This is a genomic window from Stenotrophomonas genospecies 5, assembly GCF_054473825.1.
Genome location: NZ_JBTMUW010000001.1, coordinates 2,006,832 through 2,029,287 on the forward strand (window position 1 = coordinate 2,006,832; position 22,456 = coordinate 2,029,287).

At 65.2% G+C, this 22,456-nt stretch carries 20 protein-coding genes and 3 tRNA genes; 3 read left to right on the top strand and 20 right to left on the bottom strand.

The window, feature by feature from the left end; translation table 11 throughout:
* Positions 1-4: 4 nt before the first annotated feature.
* The 20 genes from ACX9OW_RS09355 to ACX9OW_RS09450 all read right to left on the bottom strand — a co-directional run bounded on the left by ACX9OW_RS09355 (position 5) and on the right by ACX9OW_RS09450 (position 18,360).
* Positions 5-81 (bottom strand) — tRNA-Met (locus tag ACX9OW_RS09355).
* A gap of 82 nt (positions 82-163) precedes the next feature.
* Positions 164-240, bottom strand: a tRNA-Met gene (locus ACX9OW_RS09360).
* Between the two features lie 126 nt (positions 241-366).
* Complete coding sequence (gene nuoN, locus ACX9OW_RS09365) at positions 367-1,827, bottom strand: NADH-quinone oxidoreductase subunit NuoN (protein WP_459062201.1); 1,461 nt, start codon at positions 1,825-1,827, stop codon at positions 367-369.
* Positions 1,828-1,842: 15 nt separating this feature from the next.
* Positions 1,843-3,351, bottom strand: a complete 1,509-nt coding sequence (locus ACX9OW_RS09370; RefSeq protein ID WP_053519919.1) for an NADH-quinone oxidoreductase subunit M — start codon at positions 3,349-3,351, stop codon at positions 1,843-1,845.
* Positions 3,352-3,374: 23 nt separating this feature from the next.
* Positions 3,375-5,537: an NADH-quinone oxidoreductase subunit L gene (gene nuoL, locus ACX9OW_RS09375; RefSeq protein WP_053519918.1), complete on the bottom strand. Its 2,163-nt coding sequence runs from the start codon at positions 5,535-5,537 to the stop codon at positions 3,375-3,377.
* A gap of 7 nt (positions 5,538-5,544) precedes the next feature.
* Positions 5,545-5,850, bottom strand: a complete 306-nt coding sequence (nuoK, locus tag ACX9OW_RS09380; RefSeq protein WP_053519917.1) for an NADH-quinone oxidoreductase subunit NuoK — start codon at positions 5,848-5,850, stop codon at positions 5,545-5,547.
* The gene (locus ACX9OW_RS09385) at positions 5,847-6,506 is read right to left on the bottom strand and encodes an NADH-quinone oxidoreductase subunit J (protein ID WP_053519916.1); all 660 of its coding nucleotides are present in this window, start codon (positions 6,504-6,506) and stop codon (positions 5,847-5,849) included. The genes nuoK and ACX9OW_RS09385 overlap by 4 nt, the downstream gene beginning before the upstream one ends.
* A gap of 9 nt (positions 6,507-6,515) precedes the next feature.
* On the bottom strand, positions 6,516-7,004 hold the full coding sequence (gene nuoI / locus ACX9OW_RS09390) for an NADH-quinone oxidoreductase subunit NuoI (RefSeq protein WP_053519915.1): 489 nt from the start codon (positions 7,002-7,004) through the stop codon (positions 6,516-6,518).
* 4 nt (positions 7,005-7,008) lie between these two features.
* Positions 7,009-8,103, bottom strand: coding sequence for an NADH-quinone oxidoreductase subunit NuoH (nuoH, locus tag ACX9OW_RS09395; RefSeq protein ID WP_053519914.1), 1,095 nt, complete (start codon positions 8,101-8,103; stop codon positions 7,009-7,011).
* On the bottom strand, positions 8,100-10,334 hold the full coding sequence (nuoG, locus tag ACX9OW_RS09400) for an NADH-quinone oxidoreductase subunit NuoG (RefSeq protein WP_459062202.1): 2,235 nt from the start codon (positions 10,332-10,334) through the stop codon (positions 8,100-8,102). Before nuoG ends, nuoH begins: the two co-directional genes overlap by 4 nt.
* Positions 10,331-11,671, bottom strand: coding sequence for an NADH-quinone oxidoreductase subunit NuoF (gene nuoF / locus ACX9OW_RS09405; protein ID WP_065175540.1), 1,341 nt, complete (start codon positions 11,669-11,671; stop codon positions 10,331-10,333). The genes nuoG and nuoF overlap by 4 nt, the downstream gene beginning before the upstream one ends.
* A 4-nt stretch (positions 11,672-11,675) precedes the next feature.
* Positions 11,676-12,203: an NADH-quinone oxidoreductase subunit NuoE gene (nuoE, locus tag ACX9OW_RS09410; RefSeq protein ID WP_006381132.1), complete on the bottom strand. Its 528-nt coding sequence runs from the start codon at positions 12,201-12,203 to the stop codon at positions 11,676-11,678.
* Between the two features lie 97 nt (positions 12,204-12,300).
* On the bottom strand, positions 12,301-13,608 hold the full coding sequence (locus ACX9OW_RS09415; RefSeq protein ID WP_053519911.1) for an NADH-quinone oxidoreductase subunit D: 1,308 nt from the start codon (positions 13,606-13,608) through the stop codon (positions 12,301-12,303).
* Positions 13,605-14,351 carry an NADH-quinone oxidoreductase subunit C gene (locus ACX9OW_RS09420; protein WP_065181852.1) on the bottom strand — a complete coding sequence of 249 codons (747 nt, stop codon included), beginning with the start codon at positions 14,349-14,351 and terminating at the stop codon, positions 13,605-13,607. The genes ACX9OW_RS09415 and ACX9OW_RS09420 overlap by 4 nt, the downstream gene beginning before the upstream one ends.
* 33 nt (positions 14,352-14,384) lie before the next feature.
* The gene (locus tag ACX9OW_RS09425; protein ID WP_005410463.1) at positions 14,385-14,939 is read right to left on the bottom strand and encodes a NuoB/complex I 20 kDa subunit family protein; all 555 of its coding nucleotides are present in this window, start codon (positions 14,937-14,939) and stop codon (positions 14,385-14,387) included.
* The gene (locus ACX9OW_RS09430; protein WP_053519909.1) at positions 14,930-15,286 is read right to left on the bottom strand and encodes an NADH-quinone oxidoreductase subunit A; all 357 of its coding nucleotides are present in this window, start codon (positions 15,284-15,286) and stop codon (positions 14,930-14,932) included. The genes ACX9OW_RS09425 and ACX9OW_RS09430 overlap by 10 nt, the downstream gene beginning before the upstream one ends.
* A 111-nt stretch (positions 15,287-15,397) precedes the next feature.
* Positions 15,398-15,482, bottom strand: a tRNA-Leu gene (locus ACX9OW_RS09435).
* Positions 15,483-15,533: 51 nt separating this feature from the next.
* Positions 15,534-15,971 carry a preprotein translocase subunit SecG gene (secG, locus tag ACX9OW_RS09440; RefSeq protein WP_065175541.1) on the bottom strand — a complete coding sequence of 146 codons (438 nt, stop codon included), beginning with the start codon at positions 15,969-15,971 and terminating at the stop codon, positions 15,534-15,536.
* Between the two features lie 33 nt (positions 15,972-16,004).
* Positions 16,005-16,760 (bottom strand): triose-phosphate isomerase, encoded by a 756-nt coding sequence (tpiA, locus tag ACX9OW_RS09445; protein ID WP_065175542.1) that lies wholly within the window; start codon positions 16,758-16,760, stop codon positions 16,005-16,007.
* Positions 16,761-17,382: 622 nt separating this feature from the next.
* On the bottom strand, positions 17,383-18,360 hold the full coding sequence (locus ACX9OW_RS09450; RefSeq protein WP_053520081.1) for an isopenicillin N synthase family dioxygenase: 978 nt from the start codon (positions 18,358-18,360) through the stop codon (positions 17,383-17,385).
* A 148-nt stretch (positions 18,361-18,508) separates the two neighbouring features.
* On the opposite strand from ACX9OW_RS09450, the gene ACX9OW_RS09455 reads away from it, so the two are divergent.
* The 3 genes from ACX9OW_RS09455 to ACX9OW_RS09465 are packed head-to-tail and all read left to right on the top strand — an operon-like array spanning position 18,509 to position 22,407.
* The gene (locus ACX9OW_RS09455) at positions 18,509-20,392 is read left to right on the top strand and encodes a DUF3413 domain-containing protein (protein ID WP_459062203.1); all 1,884 of its coding nucleotides are present in this window, start codon (positions 18,509-18,511) and stop codon (positions 20,390-20,392) included.
* 19 nt (positions 20,393-20,411) lie between these two features.
* A complete protein-coding gene (locus ACX9OW_RS09460; RefSeq protein WP_053520079.1) occupies positions 20,412-21,557 on the top strand; it encodes a glycosyltransferase family 4 protein in 1,146 nt (381 codons plus the stop codon).
* Complete coding sequence (locus tag ACX9OW_RS09465; RefSeq protein ID WP_065181850.1) at positions 21,550-22,407, top strand: polysaccharide deacetylase family protein; 858 nt, start codon at positions 21,550-21,552, stop codon at positions 22,405-22,407. Before ACX9OW_RS09460 ends, ACX9OW_RS09465 begins: the two co-directional genes overlap by 8 nt.
* The last annotated feature ends 49 nt before the right edge of the window (positions 22,408-22,456 follow it).

A 22,456-nucleotide genomic window follows, 5' to 3' on the forward strand; every position in this document is an offset into this window, starting at 1 on the left:
TACTTGGTAGCGGGGGCAGGATTTGAACCTGCGACCTTCGGGTTATGAGCCCGACGAGCTGCCAGACTGCTCCACCCCGCATCAGAAGCGGAATCATGAGGCATAAGTGCAATAAATGCAAGCTTTCCCTCATTCATCAAGCCGGATGGCGCCGGCCCGATGTTGGTAGCGGGGGCAGGATTTGAACCTGCGACCTTCGGGTTATGAGCCCGACGAGCTGCCAGACTGCTCCACCCCGCACCGGAAGTGTTTGAACTGCCGCCCCACCCTGACGAGGGGGCCATTGCAACGATGTTCTGGCTGAACCGCTGCAGTGACAACTCAGGCTGCGCATATTACACGAATCGCGCAGCTTTGTGTCAACTTTTATGCAAGATGCGCAAAAGCCTGCTGGCACCAGACCATGATCGGGTTCCAGGCCAGGCCCAGGGCCAGCAGCGCCAGCGCGTTCACGCCCAGCACCAGGCCCAGCACGCGGTCGTTGCTGCGCGGAATGGCCTCGCCCACCGGCTCATCGAAGTACATGACCTTGATGACCCGCAGATAGTAGAAGCAGCCGACCACTGCGCACAGCACGCCGAGGATCGCCAGCCACAGCAGGCCGCCGTTGACGGCCGCACCCAGCACCGCCAGCTTGGTCCAGAAGCCGAGGAACGGCGGAATGCCCGCCAGCGACGCCATGATGCACAGCACCAGGCCGGCCATCCACGGGTTGCGGGCGTTCAGGCCCTTGAAGTCCTCGATGTTCTCGGCCTCGAAGCCGGCACGCGACAGCGCGATGATCGCGCCGAAGGCAGCGGTGGACATGATGGCGTAGGCCAGCGCATAGAACAGCGCGGCAGCGTAGCCCTGCGAGCCACCACCGGCGATGCCCATCAGCAGGAAGCCGATGTGCGAGACGGTGGAGAACGCCAGCATGCGCTTGAGATTGCTCTGCGCGATCGCCATCAGGTTGCCGATCACCAGCGATACGGCGGCCAGGCCGGCGATCAGCAGCTGCAGCTCGGTCGACAGCGGACCCACGCCCATTTCCAGCAGGCGGTAGGCCATGCCGAACGCAGCCAGCTTCGGTGCCGAGCTGATGAACAGCGCGATCGGCGCCGGCGCACCCTGGTAGACGTCCGGCAGCCACATGTGGAACGGTGCCGCACCCAGCTTGAAGGCCACGCCCGCGATCATGAACACCGCGCCGGTGATCAGCAGCACGCGCTCTTCGGAATGCGGGATGGCATCGCGGATCACGTCCAGGTGCAGGCTGCCGGTGGCGCCGTAGATCAGCGACATGCCATACAGCAGCAGGCCGGAGGCAAGCGAACCGAGCACGATGTACTTCATCGCCGCTTCCGAGGCCAGGCCGCTGTCGCGGTTGCTGGCCACCAGCGCATACGAGCACAGCGCCAGCAGTTCCAGGCCCAGGTAGACCATCAGCAGGCTGCCGGCCGAGACCAGGATCATCATGCCGGCCGTGCCGAACAGGATCAGCACCGGGATCTCACCCTGGAACAGGTTGCGGTCGCGCAGGTAGCGCCAGCCGTACACAAGGGTCAGGCCGCTGAGCAGCACGATCCCGGTCTTCATCACGTCCGCGGCGGTATCGCGCACGAACATGCCATGGAAGACCTCTCCCTGCCCGCCCACGCCGGTCGCCAGCATGAACAGCACGACGGCCAGTGCAGCAACCGAGGACAGGTGGGTGACGATCTTGTTCCGCTCGCTGACGAACAGGTCGAGGATCATCAGGGCGAAGGCGCTGCCGATCAGCACCAGCTCGGGGGCGAGCGGAGGCAGGTCAGCAGCGGTCAATGGCAGCAGCGGCGAGGTGGTCATCATCAAATCCTGGAATTACAGCAGCTTGCTGGATGCGATCTGCATCGCCAGCTTCGCGATCGAGGGCTCCATCAGGTCGGTCAGCGGCTTGGGGTAGATGCCCAGGGCAAGCACGCCGATGGCGAACACGCCCAGCACCAGCCATTCGCGGCCGTTGATGTCCTTCAGTTCGGCGACATGGCTGTTGGCCACTTCGCCGAAGAAGATGCGCTTGTACAGCCACAGGGTATAGGCCGCACCGATGATCAGGGTGGTGGCCGCGCCCAGGGCGATCCACGGGTTACGCTGGAAGGCGGACAGGATGACCATGAACTCGCCGACGAAACCGCTGGTGCCCGGCAGGCCCGCATTGGCCATGAAGAACAGCATGGCGAAGGTGGCGAACCACGGCATCACATTGACCACGCCGCCGTAATCGGCGATGCGGCGGCTGTGCATGCGGTCGTACAGCACGCCGACGCAGGAGAACATCGCACCCGACACGAAGCCGTGCGAGATCATCTGCACCATCGCGCCCTGCAGGCCCAGGCGGGCCGCATCGACGTTGCCGGCTTCACGCACCAGCCACAGGGCAATGAAGGTACCCAGGGTGACGAAACCCATGTGCGCGATCGACGAGTACGCGATCAGCTTCTTCATGTCGTCCTGGACCAGGGCGACCAGGCCAACGTAGATCACCGCGATCAGCGACAGCGCGATCACCAGCCAGGCCCACTCCAGCGAAGCATCCGGCACGATCGGCAGGTTGAAGCGCAGGAAGCCGTAACCACCGATCTTCAGCGCGATGGCGGCCAGGATCACCGAACCGGCGGTCGGCGCTTCCACGTGCGCATCCGGCAGCCAGGTGTGCACCGGGAACATCGGCACCTTGACCGCGAAGGCGATCAGGAAGGCGAAGAAGATCCAGGTCTGCTCCTTGGCCGTCAGCGGCAGCGCGTACAGATCGGCCAGCTGGAAGCTGCCGCCCTTCATGTACAGGTAGATCAGCGCCACCAGCATCAGCACGGAGCCGAGGAAGGTGTAGAGGAAGAACTTCAGTGCGGCGTAGATGCGACGCGGGCCACCCCAGACACCGATGATGAGGAACATCGGGATCAGCATCGCTTCGAAGAACACGTAGAACAGCATCGCGTCCGTCGCGGCGAAGATGCCGACGGTGACGCCTTCCAGGATCAGGAAGGCCGCCACGTACTGGTTGACGCGCTTGTCGATCGCGCTCCAGGCACCGATCAGGGCAAGCACGCTGACCAGGGTGGTCAGCAGGATCAGCGCCACGGCGATGCCGTCCACGCCCAGGTTGTAGCCGATCTTGTACGCCGGGATCCACGCATGGGTCTCGACGAACTGCAGGCCATCGATGCCCGGGTTGTAGCCGCCCAGCAGCGAGAGGCTCGCCACGAAGGTCAGCACCGCCACGCCCAGCGACGCCCAGCGGGCGGTCTGAGCATCACGGATCGCAAGGATCAGGGCACCACCGATGATCGGCAGCCAGATGAGGACACTGAGTAGAGGCCAGTTCGACACGTCTTCTTATTCCGTACAGGTCATCAACGCAGGTAATGCATCAGCACGCCCAGCAGGGCAATCAGGCCGATGATCATCGCGAAGGCGTAGTGATAGAGGAAACCGGATTGGGTACGACGCAGCACGCCGGCTGCGACGTCCACAACACGTGCCGAGAGATTGACCACGCCGTCGACGATGTTGCTGTCGATCCAGCGCGAGACCCTGCCGAGCTTGACGCTGCCACCGGCAAAGCCATCGATCCACAGCTTGTCGAAGCCGTACTTGTTTTCCAGCACCGACACCAGCGGGGCGAAGGCCTTGCGTGCCTTGCCCGACAGGTCCGGCTTCCACAGGTAGAACAACGCGGCCAGCAGGAAGCCCGCCAGGGTCAGCCAGAACGGCGGCAGCATCATGCCGTGCAGCGCGAACGCCACCGGGCCATGGAACTCCTCGCCGAGGAAGGCCACGGTGTTCTTGGCCGGATCGTAGAAGTCGACGATGCCGGTGAAGAACGTGGTCGCCTGGCCCTTGATCGCCTCATGGGCGTGGTGGCCGGCCCAGTCGGTGCCGTGCAGCATCGGACCGATGCTGAAGAAGCCGATGGCGATCGACGGGATGGCCAGCAGGATCAGCGGCAGGGTCACCACCCACGGGGTCTCGTGCGGCTCGTGCGCGCCGTGCCCATGACCGTGGTCGTCATGGTGGGCGTCGGCATGGTGCGCATCGGCGGCATGGTGATCGTCATGGCCGTGGCCATGATCGTCATGCGCGTCGCGGAAGCGCTCCTTGCCATGGAAGGTCATGAACAGCAGGCGGAAGCTGTAGAAGCTGGTCACCAGCACGCCGCCCAGCACCGCCCAGTAGCCATAGGTGGCCACCCAGCTGCCCTGGATATGGGCATGGATCTCGGCGGCCTCGATGATGGTGTCCTTCGAGTAGAAACCGGAGAAGAACGGCGTACCGACCAGGGCCAGGGTACCGATCCACATGGTGATGAAGGTGATCGGCATGTACCTGCGCAGGCCGCCCATCTTGCGCATGTCCTGCTCGTGGTGCATGGCGATGATGACCGAACCGGCGCCGAGGAACAGCAGCGCCTTGAAGAAGGCGTGGGTCATCAGGTGGAACACGGCAGCCGAATAGGCCGAAACACCCAGCGCCACGGTCATGTAGCCCAGCTGCGACAGCGTCGAGTACGCGACCACGCGCTTGATGTCGTTCTGCACGATACCGATCAGGCCGGTGAAGAAGGCCGTGGTGGCACCGATGAACAGGATGAAGTCCAGCGCGGTCTGCGACAGCTCGAACAGCGGCGACATGCGGGTGACCATGAAGATACCGGCGGTCACCATGGTCGCGGCGTGGATCAGCGCCGAGATCGGCGTCGGGCCTTCCATCGAATCCGGCAGCCACACGTGCAGCGGGACCTGGGCCGACTTGCCCATGGCGCCGATGAACAGGCAGATGCAGATCAGGGTGGCGATCGACCAGATCACCGGCTCGTTCAGCAGCTGCATCCCGAACAGGGTGCCGTCCCAGATCTGCAGCTGGGCGCGCGGGTCGGCCAGCATGCTGGCCTGCGAGAACACCTCGGAGTAGTCCAGGGTGCCGAACACCCACAGCACGCCGGCGATACCCAGCAGGAAGCCGAAGTCACCGACGCGGTTGACCAGGAACGCCTTCATGTTGGCGAAGATCGCGGTCGGGCGCTTGAACCAGAAGCCGATCAGCAGGTACGACACCAGGCCCACCGCTTCCCAGCCGAAGAACAGCTGCAGGAAGTTGTTGCTCATCACCAGGGTGAGCATCGAGAAGGTGAACAGCGAGATGTAGCTGAAGAAGCGCTGGTAGCCCGGATCGTCCTGCATGTAGCCGATCGTGTAGATGTGGACCAGCAGCGACACGAAGGTCACCACCACCATCATCATCGCGGTCAGCTTGTCGACCATGAAACCGACGTGGGCCGAGTACTGGCCGACTTCGAAGAAGGTGTAGACGTTCTGGTTGAACGGCTGCGCCCCGCCCCACAGCAGCTGGTAGAGCGTGTACATCGACAGGCCGCACGCAACCGCAACGCCGAGGATGGTGATGGTCTGCGCGCCGAAGCGCTTGACCTGGCGACCGAACAGGCCGGCGATGATGCTGCCGAACAGCGGTGCAAGCACCACTGCGATCAACAGACTCTTGGAGAGAGTGATTTCCATCTGTGGATCAGCCCTTCAGCGAATCGACTTCGCCGACATTGATCGTGCGGCGGGTACGGAACAGGGTCACCAGGATCGCCAGGCCGATGGCGGCCTCGGCAGCGGCGACGGTCAGGATGAAGAACACGAACAGCTGGCCGGATGGATCGCCCAGCTGGCGCGAGAATCCGACGAAGTTGATGTTCACCGACAGCAGCATCAACTCGATGGACATCAGCAGCACGATGATGTTCTTGCGGTTGAGGAAGATGCCGGCAAGGCTGATGCAGAACAGCACCGCGCCCAGCGCCAGGATATGGCCCAGAGTGATCATGCCTTGGTCTCCTCTTCGCCCGCCGCAGGCGTGCTGTTGCTGTGCACCACCGGCTGCTCGGCACTCATCTTGACCACGCGCAGGCGATCGTGCGCCTTGACCATGGTCTGCTGCGTCGGGTTCTGGGTCTTCAGGCCTTCGCGGCGACGCAGGGTCAGCATCACCGCGGCCACCACGGCCACGGTCAGGATGACGGCGGCGAACTCGAACGGCAGCAGGTACTCGGTGAACAGGCTGCGGGCCAGCCAGGTGACGTTGGACGTGTCAGCGGCCAGAGCGGCGGCATTGTCGGCCGGGAACGGGTTGACCGCCCTGCCCTTGACGCCGATCAGCATCAGCATCTGCACCAGCATCGCCACGGCCACGACCAGGCCCACCGGCAGGTAACGCACCCAGCCCTCACGCAGGTTCGACGGATCGATGTCAAGCATCATCACCACGAACAGGAACAGCACCATCACCGCGCCGACGTAGACCAGCACCAGCGCCACACCGAGGAACTCGGCGCCCACCAGCAGCCACACGCAGGCAACGGAGAAGAAGGTCAGCACCAGGCACAGAACGGCGTGCACGGGGTTGCGCACGCTGATCACCGCCGCGGCGGAGATGCCGGCCACGATGGCGAAGACCCAGAAAGCGATATTTACCCAATCCATCTCTCGACCTCAGCGGTAAGCGGCATCGGCGGCGCGACGCTCGGCGATCTCGGACTCGAGACGGTCGCCCAGGGCCAGCAGCTGCGGCTTGGTAACGATGTTTTCGCCACGATTCTCGAAGTGGTACTCGAGGATGTGGGTTTCGACGATCGAGTCCACCGGGCAGCTTTCCTCACAGAAGCCGCAGAAGATGCACTTGAACAGGTCGATGTCGTAGCGGGTGGTGCGGCGGGTGCCGTCCTCGCGCTTGGCCGAATCGATGGTGATGGCCAGCGCCGGGCAGACCGCCTCGCACAGCTTGCAGGCGATGCAGCGCTCTTCACCGTTGGGATAGCGGCGCAGCGCATGCAGGCCACGGAAGCGCGGCGACTGCGGGAACTTCTCCATCGGGTACATCATCGTGTACTTCGGCCTGACGCTGTACTTCAGCGTCAGCCAAAGGCCGGCCAGCAGTTCGAGCAGCAGCAGGCTCTTGAAGTAATGGGTAATCCTGTTCATCACTTTAGACGCCCTTTTGAATCACGCCGAAGAACACCATGACGGCGGTGACCGCGATCCAGAAAATGGTCAGCGGAATGAAGACCTTCCAGCCCAGGCGCATGATCTGGTCGTAGCGGAAGCGCGGGAAGCTGGCACGGAACCAGATGTAGGCACTGGCGAAGAAGAACACCTTGACGAACAGCCACGGCGCGCCACCCTTCCAGATCCAGTCGACCAGCGGCGACACAGTGCCCGGATCGACCCAGCCCTGGATCGGGCTCAGCCAGCCACCGAGGAAGAAGATCGAGATCAGGAAACTGATCAGTATCATGTTCGCGTACTCGGCCAGGAAGAACAGCGCGAACGCGCCGCCCGAGTACTCGACCATGTGGCCAGCGACGATTTCCGACTCGCCTTCCACCACGTCGAACGGCGCACGGTTGGTCTCGGCCACGCCGGACACCCAGTACACGACGAACAGCGGGAACAGCGGAATCAGGAACCAGTCGAAGAAGCCGGAACTGCCGGCCTGGGCCATCACGATGTTGCTCAGGTTCAGGCTGCCCGAAGCGATCATGACGCCGACCAGGGCGAAGCCCATCGCGATTTCGTAGCTGATCATCTGCGCCGAGGCACGCATCGCACCCAGGAACGCATACTTCGAGTTGGACGCCCAGCCGGCCAGGATGATGCCGTAGATGCCCAGCGAGGTCATCGCCAGCAGGTACAGCAGGCCGGCATTGGCGTTGGACAGCACGATCTGCGAATCGAACGGAATCACCGCCCAGGCCGCGAACGCCGGGGCCAGGGTGATCAGCGGTGCCAGCAGGTAGATCGCCTTGTTGGCGTTGCTCGGCTGGACCACTTCCTTGAACAGCAGCTTGAAGACGTCGGCGAAGGCCTGGAAGATGCCCATGCCCACGTACATCGGGCCATGGCGGACGTGCATCCAGCCGATCAGCTTGCGTTCCCAGACCACGTAGAAGGCCACCGAGACGATCACCGGTACGGTGATCACCAGGATCTTCAGGATGATCCAGAGCAGCGCGCCGATGTCACCGAGGCCGAGCAGCCACTGGTGCAGCGGATCGACCGCGTTCAACAGCAATTCGTTCATGCAGCCACCACCGTTACGCGAGCGGCACCCAGCGGCGCGGTCGCGCCGTGGCCCGATTCAATCCAGACCGAACCCGCAGCGACGCGGGCGTCGACCACCACCGGCAGGGTGGCGCGACCGGCATCGGTGCCGACCTTGGCCATCTGCCCTTCCTGCAGCTGCAGGCGTGCGGCATCTTCCGTGTTGAGGACGATGCGCGGGGCGTTGTTCAGCGGATGCGACTGCAGCGCCGGAGCGCGGCGGACCACGGCATCGGTGCGGTAGATCGCCGCCGTCGAGGCCACTTCCAGGCCTTCGCCTGCAACGGCCGGCTGGGCCGACGCAGCCACGGTGACCGATACCGGTGCCAGGCTGGCACGCAGGCCCGCCAGATCGATGAAGTCGAAACCGGCCACCGCCAGCTCACCGCCCAGCGCACGCAGGACGCGCCAGCCTTCGCGGGCCTCGCCCGGCAGCTTGCCACCGGCACGGGCCGACTGTTCGCGGCCATCGAGGTTGGTCAGGGTGGCGTCGATTTCCGGCAGCGCACCGATCGGCAGGATCACATCGGCGACGTCGCGGGTCGAGGCGCAGGCGAAGTGGCTGAACGCCACGACCTGGGCACCGGCCAGCGCCTTGCGCGCGGCAGGCGCATCGGCGAAGTCCAGGCCCGGCTCCAGGCCGTACACCACGTAGGCCTGGCGCGGCTGCGCCAGCATCGCGGCGACGTCCCTGCCGGCCGGCAGCACGCCCGCACGGGTCAGGCCGACAGCGTTGGCGCCCTGCGGAATGCGGCACAGGCGGGCACCGGTGGCGGTGGCGAAATCACGCGCGGCGGCGCGGATCGCGGCAGCCTGCGGGTGGTTCTCGGCGATGGCACCGACGATCAGCACGGTGTTGCTGCCACCCTGCACCGCCGAACGCAGCTCGGCGTTGCCCAGGGCATCGACGAACTGCGACGGTGCGACGATCTGCTTGCCGGCGATGCTGAAGGCGAAGTCGAAGTCGACCGGGTTGACGACGTGGATCTTCGCGCCGTTCTGGGTCTGCGCCTTGCGCAGGCGGGCATGCAGCAGCGGCAGTTCATGGCGGATGTTGCTGCCCAGAACCACGATGCGGTCAGCGCCTTCGATCTCCGCCAGCGGCAGGCCGAACACTTCGGCGGTGGCGGCGTCGGAGAAATCGCGGTTGTTGATGCGGTGATCGATGTTGCCCGAACCCAGGCCCTTGGCCAGGCGCGCCAGCAGAGTGCCTTCCTCGTTGGAGGTCGACGGGTGCACCAGCACGCCCAGGGTGTCGCCCTGGTTCGCCTTCAGGATGTCGGCGGCAGCGGCCAGGCCTTCGGCCCAGCTCACTTCCTTCCACTCGCCGTTGACCTTGCGCAGCGGCTTGACCGCACGGTCTTCGCTGTACAGGCCCTGGTGCGAGTAGCGGTCGCGGTCGGACAGCCAGCATTCGTTGACCGCTTCGTTGTCGCGCGGCACCGAACGCAGCACTTCACCGCGGCGCACATGCAGGAACAGGTTCGACCCCATCGCGTCGTGGTAACCCAGCGACTCGCGCGCGGTCAGCTCCCACGGACGGGCACGGAACTGGAACACCTTGTTGGTCAGCGCGCCGACCGGGCAGACGTCGACGACGTTGCCGGACAGTTCGGTGGTCAGGGGCTTGCCGTCGTAAGTACCGATCTGCAGGTTCTCGCCGCGGTACATGCCACCCAGTTCATAGGTGCCCGCCACTTCGGCGGTGAAACGGACGCAGCGGGTGCACTGGATGCAGCGGGTCATCTCGGTGGCGACCAGCGGACCCATGTCCTCGTCCGGGACCACGCGCTTGCGCTCGTTGAAGCGGCTGACCGAACGGCCATAGCCCAGCGACACGTCCTGCAGCTCGCACTCGCCGCCCTGATCGCAGATCGGGCAGTCCAGCGGATGGTTGATGAGCAGGAACTCCATCACCGAGCGCTGGAACTTCAGCGCCTTCTCGCTGCGGGTGGCGACCTTCATGCCGTCCATCACCGGCGTGGCGCAGGCCGGCGCCGGCTTCGGCGACTTCTCCACGTCCACCAGGCACATGCGGCAGTTGGCGGCGATCGGCAGCTTCTCGTGGTAGCAGAAGCGCGGAATCGGAATGCCGGCCTTGTCGGCGGCCTGGATGATCATCGAACCCTTGGGCACGACCAGGGACTTGCCATCGATCTCGATGGTCACATGGTCCGGTGGCACGTTCGGGTTTACGGGTTGCGCGCTCATGCGGCGGCTGCCTCCACCTTCTTGCCGTCAACCATCGAATGACCGTTGACGATGTAGTACTCGAATTCGTCCCAGAACTGGCGCAGGAAGCCCTGGATGGGCCATGCCGCCGCTTCGCCGAACGCACAGATGGTGTGGCCTTCGATCTGGCCGGCCACCGCCTTCAGCTGGTGCAGGTCTTCCATCGTGGCCTTGCCGGCGACGATGCGCTCGAGCACGCGGTGCATCCAGCCGGTGCCTTCACGGCACGGCGTGCACTGGCCGCAGGATTCCTTGTGGAAGAACTGGCTGATGCGGCAGGCGAACTTGACGCAGCACACGCTGTCATCCAGCACCACGACCGCCCCGGAACCCAGGCCGGAGCCCAGCGCACGGATGGTGTCGTAGTCCATCGGCAGGCCCTTCAGCTCCGCCGCGGTGAGCACCGGCATGGAGACGCCGCCCGGAATCGCACCCTTCAGGGTACGGCCCGGGCGCAGGCCACCGGCCATTTCCAGCAGCTCGTCGAAGGTGGTGCCGAGCGGCACTTCAAAGTTGCCGCCGTTCTGCACGCAGCCGGAGACCGAGAAGCACTTCGGGCCGCCATTGGCGGTCCGGCTCAGGCCCTTGAACCACTCCGGACCGTTGCGGATGATCGCCGGCACCGAGCCGTAGGTCTCGGTGTTGTTGATCGTCGACGGCTTGCCGTACAGGCCGAAGTTGGCCGGGAACGGCGGCTTGTAGCGCGGCTGTCCCTTCTTGCCTTCCAGCGATTCCATCAGCGCGGTTTCTTCGCCGCAGATGTAAGCACCGGCACCGAGAGCACCGTAGATGTCGATGTCCACGCCTGAGCCCAGCACGTTCTTGCCCAGCCAGCCGTTCGCGTAGGCGTCGGCCAGGGCCTGTTCGAAGTGCTCGAAGGGCTCGTGGTGGAACTCGCCGCGCAGGTAGTTGTAGCCCACGGTCGAACCGGTGGCGTAGCAGGCGATCGCCATGCCTTCCACCACCGAATGCGGGTTGTAACGCAGGATGTCGCGATCCTTGCAGGTGCCCGGCTCGGATTCATCCGAATTGCAGAGGATGTACTTCTGCATGTTGCCCTTGGGCATGAAGGACCACTTCAGGCCGGTCGGGAAGCCTGCGCCACCGCGGCCGCGCAGGCCGGAGGCCTTGACCATCTCGATGACCTGCTCCGGCGGGATCTTCTCTTCGAGGATCTTGCGCAGGGCAGCGTAGCCACCGGTCTTGAGGTAGCTTTCGTACGACCACGGAGTGTCGTAATGCAGGGTGGTGTAGACCACCTGGTGCGGCAGCGGCGCGGGACCGACCGGGCCCTTGGATTCGTGGTGATGTGCCATGCCCTTACTCCAGCCCGTCCAGCAGCTCGTCGACCTTTTCCAGGGTCAGACGCTCATGGTAGTGACCGTTGATGACCATCATCGGCGCACCGCCGCAGCCGGCCAGGCACTCTTCCTCGCGCTTGAGGTAGACGCGGCCGTCCGGGGTCGATTCGCCGTGCTTGATGCCCAGCTTCTTCTCGCAGTGGCGCACGATGTCCTCGGCGCCATTGAGCCAGCAGCTGATGTTGGTGCAGATGGCCACGTTGTTGCGGCCCACCTTCTCGGTCTCGAACATCGAGTAGAAGCTGGCGACCTCGTAGGCCCACACCGGCGGCAGGTCCAGGTACTTGGCCACGCCGGCGATCAGCTCGTCGGTCAGCCAGCCCTCATTCTGCTCCTGGGCCGCATGCAGGCCCTGCAGCACGGCAGAGCGCTTGCGGTCCGGCGGGAACTTGGACAGCCAGTGATCGATGTGAGCGCGGGTCTTGTCGCTCAGCACCACCATCGGGTCGACGTCGCGCGCCGCCTCGAAATTACCTGTCGCCTTCATCGGCCGACCTCAGCGAAATGCATAACGTGAAATTCCAGGAACTGCGGCGCCGGCTTGCGCCGGCTGCCTGCAGCAGGCGTTGGCGTGGCAGACGGCATTACCGGTCAACCTCGCCGAACACCAGATCGTAGGTACCGATCATCGCCACCACGTCGGCCAGCATGTGGCCGCGCACGACCGAGTCGATCGAGGACAGGTGGGCGAAGCCCGGCGCACGCAGGTGCACGCGGAAGGGCTTGTTGGCGCCGTCGGAAACCAGGTAGCAGCCGAACTCACCCTTCGGGGCCTCCACCGCCGAGTAGGTCTCGCCGGCCGGCACGCAGTAGCCTTCGCTGAACAGCTTGAAGTGGTGGATCAGCGCTTCCATGTCGTCCTTCATGTCCTCGCGGCTGGGCGGAGCGACCTTGAAGTTCTTGACCATGACCGGGCCGGGGTTGGCCTTCAGCCATGCCACGCACTGCTTGATGATGCGGTTGGACTCACGCATCTCGGCGACGCGGACCAGATAACGGTCGTAGCAGTCGCCTTCCTTGCCCAGCGGAATGTCGAAATCAACGGCATCGTACTTGGCATACGGACGCTTCTTGCGCAGATCCCAGGCGATGCCCGAGCCGCGCAGCATGACGCCGGTCATGCCCCACTGGTGCGCCAGTTCCGGGGTGACCACGCCGATGCCGACGGTGCGCTGCTTCCAGATGCGGTTGTCGGTCAGCAGGGTTTCGTACTCGTCGACGCGACCCGGGAACTCATTGGTGAAGTTCTCCAGGAAATCCAGCAGCGAGCCCTCGCGCGAAGCATTGAGCTGCTTCAGCGCCTTGCCCTTGTGCCAACGGGATTCCTTGTACTTCGGCATGTGGTCCGGCAGGTCGCGGTAGACACCGCCCGGACGGTAGTACGCCGCGTGCATGCGCGCGCCGGAAACCGCTTCGTAGCAGTCCATCAGCTCTTCGCGCTCGCGGAAGGCATACAGCATCACCGCCATCGCACCCAGGTCGAGCGCGTTGGAACCTAGCCACATCAGGTGGTTGAGGATGCGGGTGATCTCGTCGTACATGGTACGGATGTACTGCGCACGCTCCGGCGCCTCGATACCCATCAGGGTCTCGATCGCGCGCACGTAGGCGTGCTCGTTGCACATCATCGACACGTAATCCAGGCGATCCATGTAGCCGATCGACTGGTTGAACGGCTTGGACTCGGCCAGCTTCTCGGTACCACGATGCAGCAGGCCGACGTGCGGGTCGGCGCGCATGATGGTCTCGCCGTCCATCTCCAGGATCAGGCGCAGCACGCCATGCGCGGCCGGATGCTGCGGGCCGAAGTTCATGGTGTAGTTGCGGATTTCCTGCCGGCTTTCGGCGGCATTGCTGGCGAACGCTTCGCCGGCCTGGTGTACGTGGCTCACTTCACTGCCTCCTGCGCGCGCTCGCCGGCTGCGGTCTGCAGACGGGCGTCGTCTCGGATCACGCGCGGCACGCCGACACGCGGCTCCACCGAGGTGACCGGTTCGTAGATCACGCGCTTCTTTTCTTCGTCGTAGCGCACTTCGACATTGCCGATCAGCGGGAAGTCCTTGCGGAACGGATGGCCGACGAAACCGTAGTCGGTCAGGATCCGGCGCAGGTCCGGGTGGCCTTCGAAGATCACGCCATACAGATCGAACGCTTCGCGCTCGAACCAGTTCAGGCCCGGCCAGATGCCGGTCAGCGAGGACACCACCGGCAGCGCTTCGTCAGGTGCGAAGCAGCGCAGGTGCATCATCAGGTTGTGCTGGTACGAGCGCAGCTGCGCCACCACGGCAAAGCGCTGGGTCGGCATGTGCTGCGGGCGGGCGCCTTCGGCACTCTCCTCGCTGGGGAACTCGCCCCACGCGAAGCGGCCCTGCGCCTTGCCCTCGACGCCGCGGCTGAAGCCGTGCGAGGACACGTCGGCGGTGTCCCATTCGTCGGAGCCATAGCCCAGGTAGTCGACGCCGCAGAGGTCCACGGCCTGCTCGAAACCAAACTCGTCACGCAGCGCCAGGGCGGTGGCGTGCCACTCGGCGGCAGGCACTTCCAGCGTCACTTCGCCGCGGGGTTCGACCACGATGACCTTCGCACCAGCGAAACGTGCGGAGAGTCGGTCGATGAAGGATGCTTGCTCTGCCATGGGGGCTTGGCGCGCTCTTGTCAGGTGAAGGGGTCAGCGGGCGATGGTCTGTGTACGCCAGATCTTCTTCTGCAGCTGCAGGATCCCGTACACCAGCGCCTCGGCGGTCGGCGGGCAGCCCGGGACGTAGACGTCCACCGGCACCACGCGATCACAGCCGCGCACGACAGAATAGGAATAGTGGTAATAACCACCGCCATTGGCACAGCTGCCCATGGAGATCACCCACTTGGGGTCGGGCATCTGGTCGTAGACCTTGCGCAGTGCCGGGGCCATCTTGTTGACCAGCGTACCGGCGACGATCATCACGTCGGACTGGCGCGGCGACGGGCGGAACACCACACCGTAGCGGTCCAGGTCCAGGCGCGCGGCGCCGGCGTGCATCATCTCCACGGCACAGCAGGCCAGGCCGAAGGTCATCGGCCACATCGAGCCGGTACGCGCCCAGTTCAGCAGGGCGTCGACGCTGGTGGTGACGAAGCCTTTTTCCAGCAGGGGGTTGTCGCCTTCCGGCCGCAGGATGTCATCAACCCGCCCTTCCGGGGTCGGATTGTTCATCAGGCCATCGAGCGTCTGAATCACTCCCATTCCAGCGCTCCCTTCTTCCAGACGTAAATGAAACCGAGGAACAGCATGCCGACGAACAGGCCCATGGTGACCAGCGAACGGGCACCCAGCTCCATGAAGACCTGGGTCCACGGCACGATGAAGATGATTTCCAGGTCGAAGACGATGAACTGGATCGCGATCAGGTAATAGCGCACATCGAACTTCATGCGCGCGTCTTCGAACGCCTCGAAGCCGCACTCGTACGGCGAGAGCTTTTCCAGATCAGGGCGGCGGGGACCGAGGAGTCGGCCGACCAGCATCAGCACGACGCCGATACCGGTGGCAACGATCAGAAACAGCAGAGACGGCAAATATTCGGCCAGCACAGCGATTCTCTCTTGCCTCTGCCGCTGCGCCTGCAGGCGCTTTGGCATGGGGGAGTGGACGGGAATCGCCCTGGCGCATTGCGCGCCAGGTGAACCCGCTTTACTTACAAATGGTGCCCAAGAGGGGACTCGAACCCCTACGACTTGCGTCGCTACCACCTCAAGGTAGTGCGTCTACCAATTCCGCCACCTGGGCAAACGATCACATCAGACTATCTTCCCGATGCGCCGCGTATTGTAACCGGCTTCAGTCTTTCTGGGAGCCTTCCGACGGCTTTTCTTCACCAGAAACCGAAGATTCCGCCTGAGCCGGCACAGTCGCCGCCGGAACCGGGGCTGCCGGGACCTCATCGGCCTTCGGAACGGCCGGCAGTTCGCCTGCAGGGGCGGCCGGAGCGCTGGCCGCCGGGGCGGACATCAGACCCAGGTCCTGCTCGGCGGCAGGACGACTGCCGTGGCCGGCATACCAGGCCATGAAGAGACTGATGCCGAAGAACACCACGGCCAGCCACTTGGTCGACTTGGACAGGAAGTTCGAGGCGCCACGCGCACCGAACACCGTTCCCGAGGCACCGGCACCAAAGCCCGAACCAGCCGCTGCGCCCGAGCCACGCTGCATCAGGATCAGCGCGATCATGGCTACGGCAACCAGCACGTAGACGACATTGAGGATCAACATCAGCATTGGAAATCCGCCCTCGGACAATACTTCTAGGATTTAGTTCGCGGCCGCCGCCTTCGCGATGGCCAGGAAGTCCGCGGCCACCAGGGAGGCGCCACCGACCAGCCCACCATCGACATCCGGCTGCGCGAACAGTTCCCCGGCATTGTCGGGCTTCACGCTGCCGCCGTAAAGAATGGGCAGTGAATCAGCAATTCTAGCATCGATGCGCGCGACTTCGCCACGGATGAACGCGTGCACCTGCTGCGCCTGCTCCTTGCTCGCGGTGCGGCCGGTGCCGATCGCCCAGACCGGCTCGTAGGCGACCACGGCGCTGGCGAAGCCGTCGGCACCGACGAGATCCAGCACCGGCGCCAGCTGGCTGGCGATGACCGCTTCGGTCTGTCCGGCCTCGCGCTGCTCCAGGGTCTCCCCCACGCACAGCACCGGCACCAGGCCGGCATGCAGGGCAGCGGCGAACTTGCGGGCAACCAGTTCGCTGCTCTCGTGGTGGTACTGGCGACGCTCGGAATGTCCAACCAGGCCGTAACGGGCACCGACCTCGTGCAGCATGGCCGCGCACACTTCGCCGGTGTAGGCCCCCTTCTCGTTGCTGCTCACGTCCTGGGCACCGAAGGTCATGCCGGTCGCGCCGAACTCCTCGACCAGCTCGCCCAGGTACGGCAGCGGCGGCAGGATGACGACATCGACCCCGTCCAGCGGCAGCCCCGCAGCCACCTGCCCCAGCAGTTCATTGGCGAATTGACGGCTGCCGTGCAGTTTCCAGTTTCCGGCGACGATCTTGCGGCGCATGAGCGGGTGGCTCCTGTGTGAAGTCAGCCGGTCATGATACCCGTTACGGCAAAAATCCGTTTCCGTGTAAGCGGTTACATGGATTTCCAGCCAACGGCGCGGCCCCTCGTGGCGGGGTGGGGTTGGTCGCGAGGAGCCCCGGGTAGTTGATCGGCCTGGCCGGGCGGGCGGGACTGCGCAGGGGACGCTGCAAGTACGTCCCTGTAAGCTCGATCGCCGCATCCATGCGGCTCACGCCCCTGCGCAGCCCCACCCGCCCGGCTTCTGACACATTCCGGCGGTTCCGCCCGCCACGGAAAGAGAAAAGAAGATCAAAGGCAAAAGCGGCATTGCGGGTGACTGCCGGGGTCAGATCCGGATCTGACCCCTGCCCCACCTCGGTGTGACAGATCTCATCCATCCGTCACCGGGAAACTGTCGAAGGCGGGGAGGTGTCGGATGGCGGGGTGTCCGCGGCATGGATGCCGCGGCCAAGCCCCCCAGGGATGGGTTTACGGCGTCCCCGCCATCCGACGCCTCCCCGCCTCCCCACGGAACATCCCGGAGCCGCTTTGGCTTTGGCTCGCCGGGCACGGCCCGGCACTACCCGTAATGGAAAGGCCGCCTCGCGGCGGCCTTTTCATTACTTCAGCTTGATCTCGCGCAGGCGTTCCTCGAGGAAGCCGTGGGCGGTGATCGGCTCCGGATACCGGCTCGGGTTCTCCGGGGTGATGCAGGACGGCAGCACGTCGATCAGGAAGTCCGGGTTCGGGTGCAGGAAGAACGGCACCGAGTAGCGCGGCTGGCGGGCCAGCTCGCCCGGGGGATTGACCACGCGATGGATGGTGGAGGGATACACGTGATTGGTCAGGCGCTGCAGCATGTCGCCGATGTTGACCACGATGGTGTCCGCATCCGAGGTGAAAGGCACCCACTTGCCATCGTGCGACTGCACCTCCAGGCCCGCCGCACTGGCACCGACCAGCAGGGTGATGAAGTTGATGTCGCCATGCGCACCGGCACGCACGTTGGGAATGTCGTCGGTGGTGATCGGCGGGTAATGGATCGGGCGCAGGATCGAGTTGCCGAAATTGGTCTTGTCGGCGAAGAAATCCTCCGGCAGGCCGATGTGCAGCGCCAGCGCCGACAGCACGCGCGACCCGAGGTTGTCCAGCGCCTGATACAGGCCGTAGCCCCGCTCACGGAAGCCCTCGACCTCGGTCGGCCACAGGTTCGGCGGCATCACGTCGCGGTACCTGGAGTCGTCGCCGATCTCCCGGCCGATGTGCCAGAACTCCTTCAGATCGAAGTGCTTGGACCCCTTCGCGGTTTCCACGCCGAACGGGGTATAGCCACGTGCACCGCCCCCGCCGGCCACGTGGTACTTCCGCTTGATCTCCTCCGGCAGGGCGAAGAAGGCCTTGAAGACATCGTAGGCCGCGTCGATGTCGGCCTGCGGAATGCCGTGGTTGCGGATGCCCGCGAATCCCCATTGGCGATAGGCCGCCCCCAGCTCGGCCACGAAGGCCTCGCGGTCGCTGTCAAAACGGGTGATGTCGAGGGTCGGGATCTGGCTCACAGCGGTTCCTGGCTTGTCATTGGGTCTGGAGGGCCGCCGCATTCAGGGCCCACCTGAACATTGTGACAGATCGCCCGCAGGTCGACACCGATACGTTGAAACAAACCGATACAATGCGCGACCCGCGCGCGGATCCGCCGGTCGCGGCGGCGCCGCCCCTTGCCCCGCTCCTGCTGAACACGTACCGACGATGCCTTCCGCTCCACCTGCCGCCGATCCAGCTTCCCGACCCGGTTGTACCCAGCACTGGCGCCGGCTGGCCTGGTGGTCCTTGTTCGTGGCGGCAAACGCCGTACTGGCAGCCGTCATCACCCTGGGCAACGTGCCGCTGCGGGACAACCCCGGCGGCCCCGTCGGCCTGGCGTATCTGGCCGTTGCCCTGCCCGGCCACCTGCTGGCGTTCGGCGCGCTGGCCGGCCTGCTGCCGCTGCTGCTCGGTCTGTGGGCCCGCAGCGCGCGTCCTCTGGGCATCGGCGCGGTGGTGCTGCAGGGCCTGTGGCTGTGCCTGCTGCTGGTCGATGCCAAGGTGTTCGCGCTGTACCGCTTCCACCTCAATGCCATGGTGGCGAACATGGTGTTCGGCGGCGCGCTGCACGATCAGGTCGCACTGTCGTGGAAGACCTGGCTGCAGGCGATCGCCCTGGTATCGGCCATCTTCGCCGCCGAAGCCCTGCTGGCGTGGGCCTGCTGGAAGCTGCTGCCCGCCCTGCCCCGACGGCGCCACGTCCTGCAGGCATGGACACTGGTCATCCTGCTGATGGCAGGTGGCCAGGTGGCGACCGCCTATTACGATGCACGCGGCGAGCGTGACGTGATCAGCCAGTGGAACTACCTGCCCTGGGCGCAGCCGATCACCGCCAAGAGCTTCATGCGTCGCCTGGGCGTGGTCAGCCAGCAGCAGGCGGGCCTGCCCGCTCCCCGCCATGCCCAGCTGCACTACCCGCTGCATCCGCTGCGCTGCCAGAGCCACCAGCGGCCGAACGTGCTGATGGTGGTACTCGAATCACTCCGCCACGATGTGCTGACGCCACAGATCATGCCGAACACCACGGCATTGGCGCAGTCCTCCCGCGTCTACGAGCATCACTTCAGCACCGGCAACGCCACCCGCTACGGCCTGTTCGGCCTGCTCTACGGCCTTCCCGGTGGCTACTGGGCAAGCATGCTTGACGAGCAGCGTGGCTCGCAGCTGTTCCAGGTCCTGGGACAGCAGGGCTATGACCTGCACCTGTACGGCAGCGCGCCGATGTACAGCCCTGAATTCGACCGCACCGTGTTCGCCGATGTCCGTGACCAGCTGCACCAGGGGCCGTCGGCACTGAAGCCCGATGGCCGCGACCGTGCCATCGTCGCGTCGCTGCAGCAGGACATCCGTAGCAGCCAGGCCGCGCAGCGCCCGTGGTTCGGTTTCGTGTTCCTCGACTCCACCCACGCGCCCTACCACCTGCCGGCCGACTATCCGCCCCTGGCCACGCCGATGGCCGCGGACATCGACTTCCTCAAGTTCGGGCCGGACCACGATCCGACGCCGGAACTGAACCGCTATCACACCTCCGTCCACTACGCCGACAGCCTGGTCGGATCGCTGCTCGATACCCTGCGTGCGCAGGGCCTGGAGCAGGACACCATCGTGCTGGTCACTGGCGATCACGCAGAGGAGTTCAACGACCTCGCGCTGAACTACTGGGGCCACAACGGCAACTTCTCCGACTACCAGTTGCAGGTGCCGTTCGTGCTGCACTGGCCGGGCGAGGCCAGCGGCCGTGATGCGCGCACCAGCTCGCATGAGGACTGGGTGCCCACGCTGATGCGGCACGCCCTGGGCTGCGAGAACCCGCTGGCCGACTACAGCACCGGCCAGGATCTGCTGGCGGCCCCGGAAGGGCTCCGTGCCCTGGTGGTGGAGAGCTGGTCGCAGCGCGCCGTCCGCCACGGCGATGCCCTCTATGTGTTCGACAAGTTCGGCAATGCCACCGCGCTGGATCGGCACTATCGCCCACTGCCACAACAGGCGCCGGACGCAGCCGCGATCCGTTCCGCCTGGGAAGCGCTGACGCGCTTCCGCAATCGTTGATATCAAGGATCGAGTCCGCATGAAACGTTCGCTGCGCATCCTGCACACCGAAGCCGCCAAGGGAATGGGCGGGCAGGAGATCTACATCTTCCGCCACATGCAGGCCATGCGCGCGCGCGGCCACGACGTCTCGCTGCTGTGCCAGCCCGAGGCACGGCTGGCGCAGCTGGCGCGCGATGACGGCTTCACCGTGCATACGCTGCGCATGGGAGGGCTGGCGCGCCTGCTGCGCGGCATCTGGTCGGTTTCGCGCCTGGTGCGCCGCGAACGCTATGACGTGGTGAACACCACCAGCCGTCGCGACGCCTTGATTGCCGCCGCCGGCGCCCGCCTCGGCGGTGCGCCGCTGGTGGTGCGCTCGCGCCACCTGATGAGTCCGGTCAACTCGCTGCTGACCTATACCGGCCTGCCGCACCGGGTGCTGACCGTCAGCAGCTTCGTCAAGCAGCTGCTGGCCGACCGTGGCATTCCCGCTGAGCGCATCGGCATCGTGCCGCCGATCGCGGTTCCACCGCGCTGGACCGATATCCGCAAGGAAGATCCGTGGCAGTGCCTGCAGGACGTGCGTGCCGAAGTCCGTGCCGAGCTCGGCTTCGGCGAACAGGACATCGTGGTCGGCTGCGTGGCGGTGCTGCGCGAGCCCAAGGGCCATGCCGATCTGCTGCAGGCAATGGTGCCGCTGTGCAAGGCCAATCCGAACCTGCACCTGGTGGTGATCGGCGACGGGCAGCCAGTGATGGAGCGCCTGCAGGCGATGTGCGCCGAGCACGGCCTGCAGTCGCAGGTCCACCTGCTCGGCTACCGCGACGGCGCCTGCCGGCTGATGGCCGGCTTCGATATCTTCGCCCTCGCCTCGCACAAGGAAGCCGCCGGCACCGTGTTTCTGGAAGCGGCGTACGTCGGCGTGCCGATCGTGGCGACGCGGGTTGGTGGCGTGCCGGAGATGGTCGTGGACGGCAGCAATGCAATCCTCACCCGGCTGGGCGACAATGCTGCCCTGACGGGCGCTCTGCGCCTGCTGGTGGACGATCCGGAACGGCGCCGGCAGATGGGCCGTGCCGGCTGGGAATGGATGCGCGCTGCGCACCGCTTCACACCCACCGGCCACGGCGAGACCACCGAACACTACTACCGCCAGTGGCTGAAGGAGCTGGGACATGGCTGATGCCCGAACCGTACCGGTGCTGATGCACCATCACGTCAGTCCGTCGCCCGGCATGATCACGGTGTCGCCGGAGAATTTCGAAAGCCAGATTGCCTGGCTGGCCAACAGTGGCTGGACCTCACTGACACTGGAGCAGTACGCCGGGTTCCTGGCCGGCAGGCCGGTGCCGCGCCGGTCGATCGTCATCACCTTCGACGATGGCTACCTGGACAACTGGGTCTACGCGCATCCGATCCTGCAGAAGTACGGCATGCACGCGGTGGTGTTCGTGGTCACCGGATGGATGGGCGAAGGCCCGGTGCGGCCGCATGCAGGCCTGCCCGGCGCGGTACTGCCGGCAACGCCGGACCATCGCGGCTGCGAGGCCGCCATCTACGAGCAGGGGCGCAGCGACGATGTGATGATGCGCTGGAGCGAAGCGCGCGCGGCGATCGACGCGGGCACCTTCGAGGTGCATTGCCATACCCACACCCATACACGCTGGTTGCGCCGCGAAGACCTAGACCGCGCGCAGCGCCGGGCCGGCATCAGCAACGACCTGGCCCTCTCGCGCCAGGTCCTGCAGGACAAGCTGGGCGAAGTTTCGGACACATTGTGCTGGCCGTACGGTGACTTCGACGATGACCATGTCGAAGTCGCGCGCGAGCAGGGGTTCCGTTACCTGCATACCACCCACCCGTTCGGCCGCAACGTGATCGGCGGCGATCCCGAACGCATCTACCGCTTCGCGATCCGCAACCGGCCGGCCAGCTGGTTGCGCAAGCGCATCGCGCAGAGCTACAACCCGTTGATCGCGCCGCTGTTCAACGGCTTCAAGGCCCGCCAGAAGAAGATGGTGCCGGGCCCCTGAGTCCGCCTCGGCCCAGCAGCGGCCCCCTGAACAGAAAACGCCCCGGTCG

What these genes read in the sequence shown, in the direction of transcription:
- nuoN (WP_459062201.1), bottom strand. Translation starts at nt 1,827, where the DNA reads ATGACCACCTCGCCGCTGCTGCCATTGACCGCTGCTGACCTGCCTCCG.
- nuoL (WP_053519918.1), bottom strand. Translation starts at nt 5,537, where the DNA reads ATGGAAATCACTCTCTCCAAGAGTCTGTTGATCGCAGTGGTGCTTGCA.
- nuoK (WP_053519917.1), bottom strand. Translation starts at nt 5,850, where the DNA reads ATGATCACTCTGGGCCATATCCTGGCGCTGGGCGCGGTGCTGTTCTGC.
- ACX9OW_RS09385 (WP_053519916.1), bottom strand. Translation starts at nt 6,506, where the DNA reads ATGGATTGGGTAAATATCGCTTTCTGGGTCTTCGCCATCGTGGCCGGC.
- nuoI (WP_053519915.1), bottom strand. Translation starts at nt 7,004, where the DNA reads ATGAACAGGATTACCCATTACTTCAAGAGCCTGCTGCTGCTCGAACTG.
- nuoH (WP_053519914.1), bottom strand. Translation starts at nt 8,103, where the DNA reads ATGAACGAATTGCTGTTGAACGCGGTCGATCCGCTGCACCAGTGGCTG.
- nuoG (WP_459062202.1), bottom strand. Translation starts at nt 10,334, where the DNA reads ATGAGCGCGCAACCCGTAAACCCGAACGTGCCACCGGACCATGTGACC.
- nuoF (WP_065175540.1), bottom strand. Translation starts at nt 11,671, where the DNA reads ATGGCACATCACCACGAATCCAAGGGCCCGGTCGGTCCCGCGCCGCTG.
- nuoE (WP_006381132.1), bottom strand. Translation starts at nt 12,203, where the DNA reads ATGAAGGCGACAGGTAATTTCGAGGCGGCGCGCGACGTCGACCCGATG.
- ACX9OW_RS09420 (WP_065181852.1), bottom strand. Translation starts at nt 14,351, where the DNA reads ATGGCAGAGCAAGCATCCTTCATCGACCGACTCTCCGCACGTTTCGCT.
- ACX9OW_RS09425 (WP_005410463.1), bottom strand. Translation starts at nt 14,939, where the DNA reads ATGGGAGTGATTCAGACGCTCGATGGCCTGATGAACAATCCGACCCCG.
- secG (WP_065175541.1), bottom strand. Translation starts at nt 15,971, where the DNA reads ATGCTGATGTTGATCCTCAATGTCGTCTACGTGCTGGTTGCCGTAGCC.
- tpiA (WP_065175542.1), bottom strand. Translation starts at nt 16,760, where the DNA reads ATGCGCCGCAAGATCGTCGCCGGAAACTGGAAACTGCACGGCAGCCGT.
- ACX9OW_RS09450 (WP_053520081.1), bottom strand. Translation starts at nt 18,360, where the DNA reads ATGCGGCGGCCCTCCAGACCCAATGACAAGCCAGGAACCGCTGTGAGC.
- ACX9OW_RS09455 (WP_459062203.1), top strand. Translation starts at nt 18,509, where the DNA reads ATGCCTTCCGCTCCACCTGCCGCCGATCCAGCTTCCCGACCCGGTTGT.
- ACX9OW_RS09460 (WP_053520079.1), top strand. Translation starts at nt 20,412, where the DNA reads ATGAAACGTTCGCTGCGCATCCTGCACACCGAAGCCGCCAAGGGAATG.
- ACX9OW_RS09465 (WP_065181850.1), top strand. Translation starts at nt 21,550, where the DNA reads ATGGCTGATGCCCGAACCGTACCGGTGCTGATGCACCATCACGTCAGT.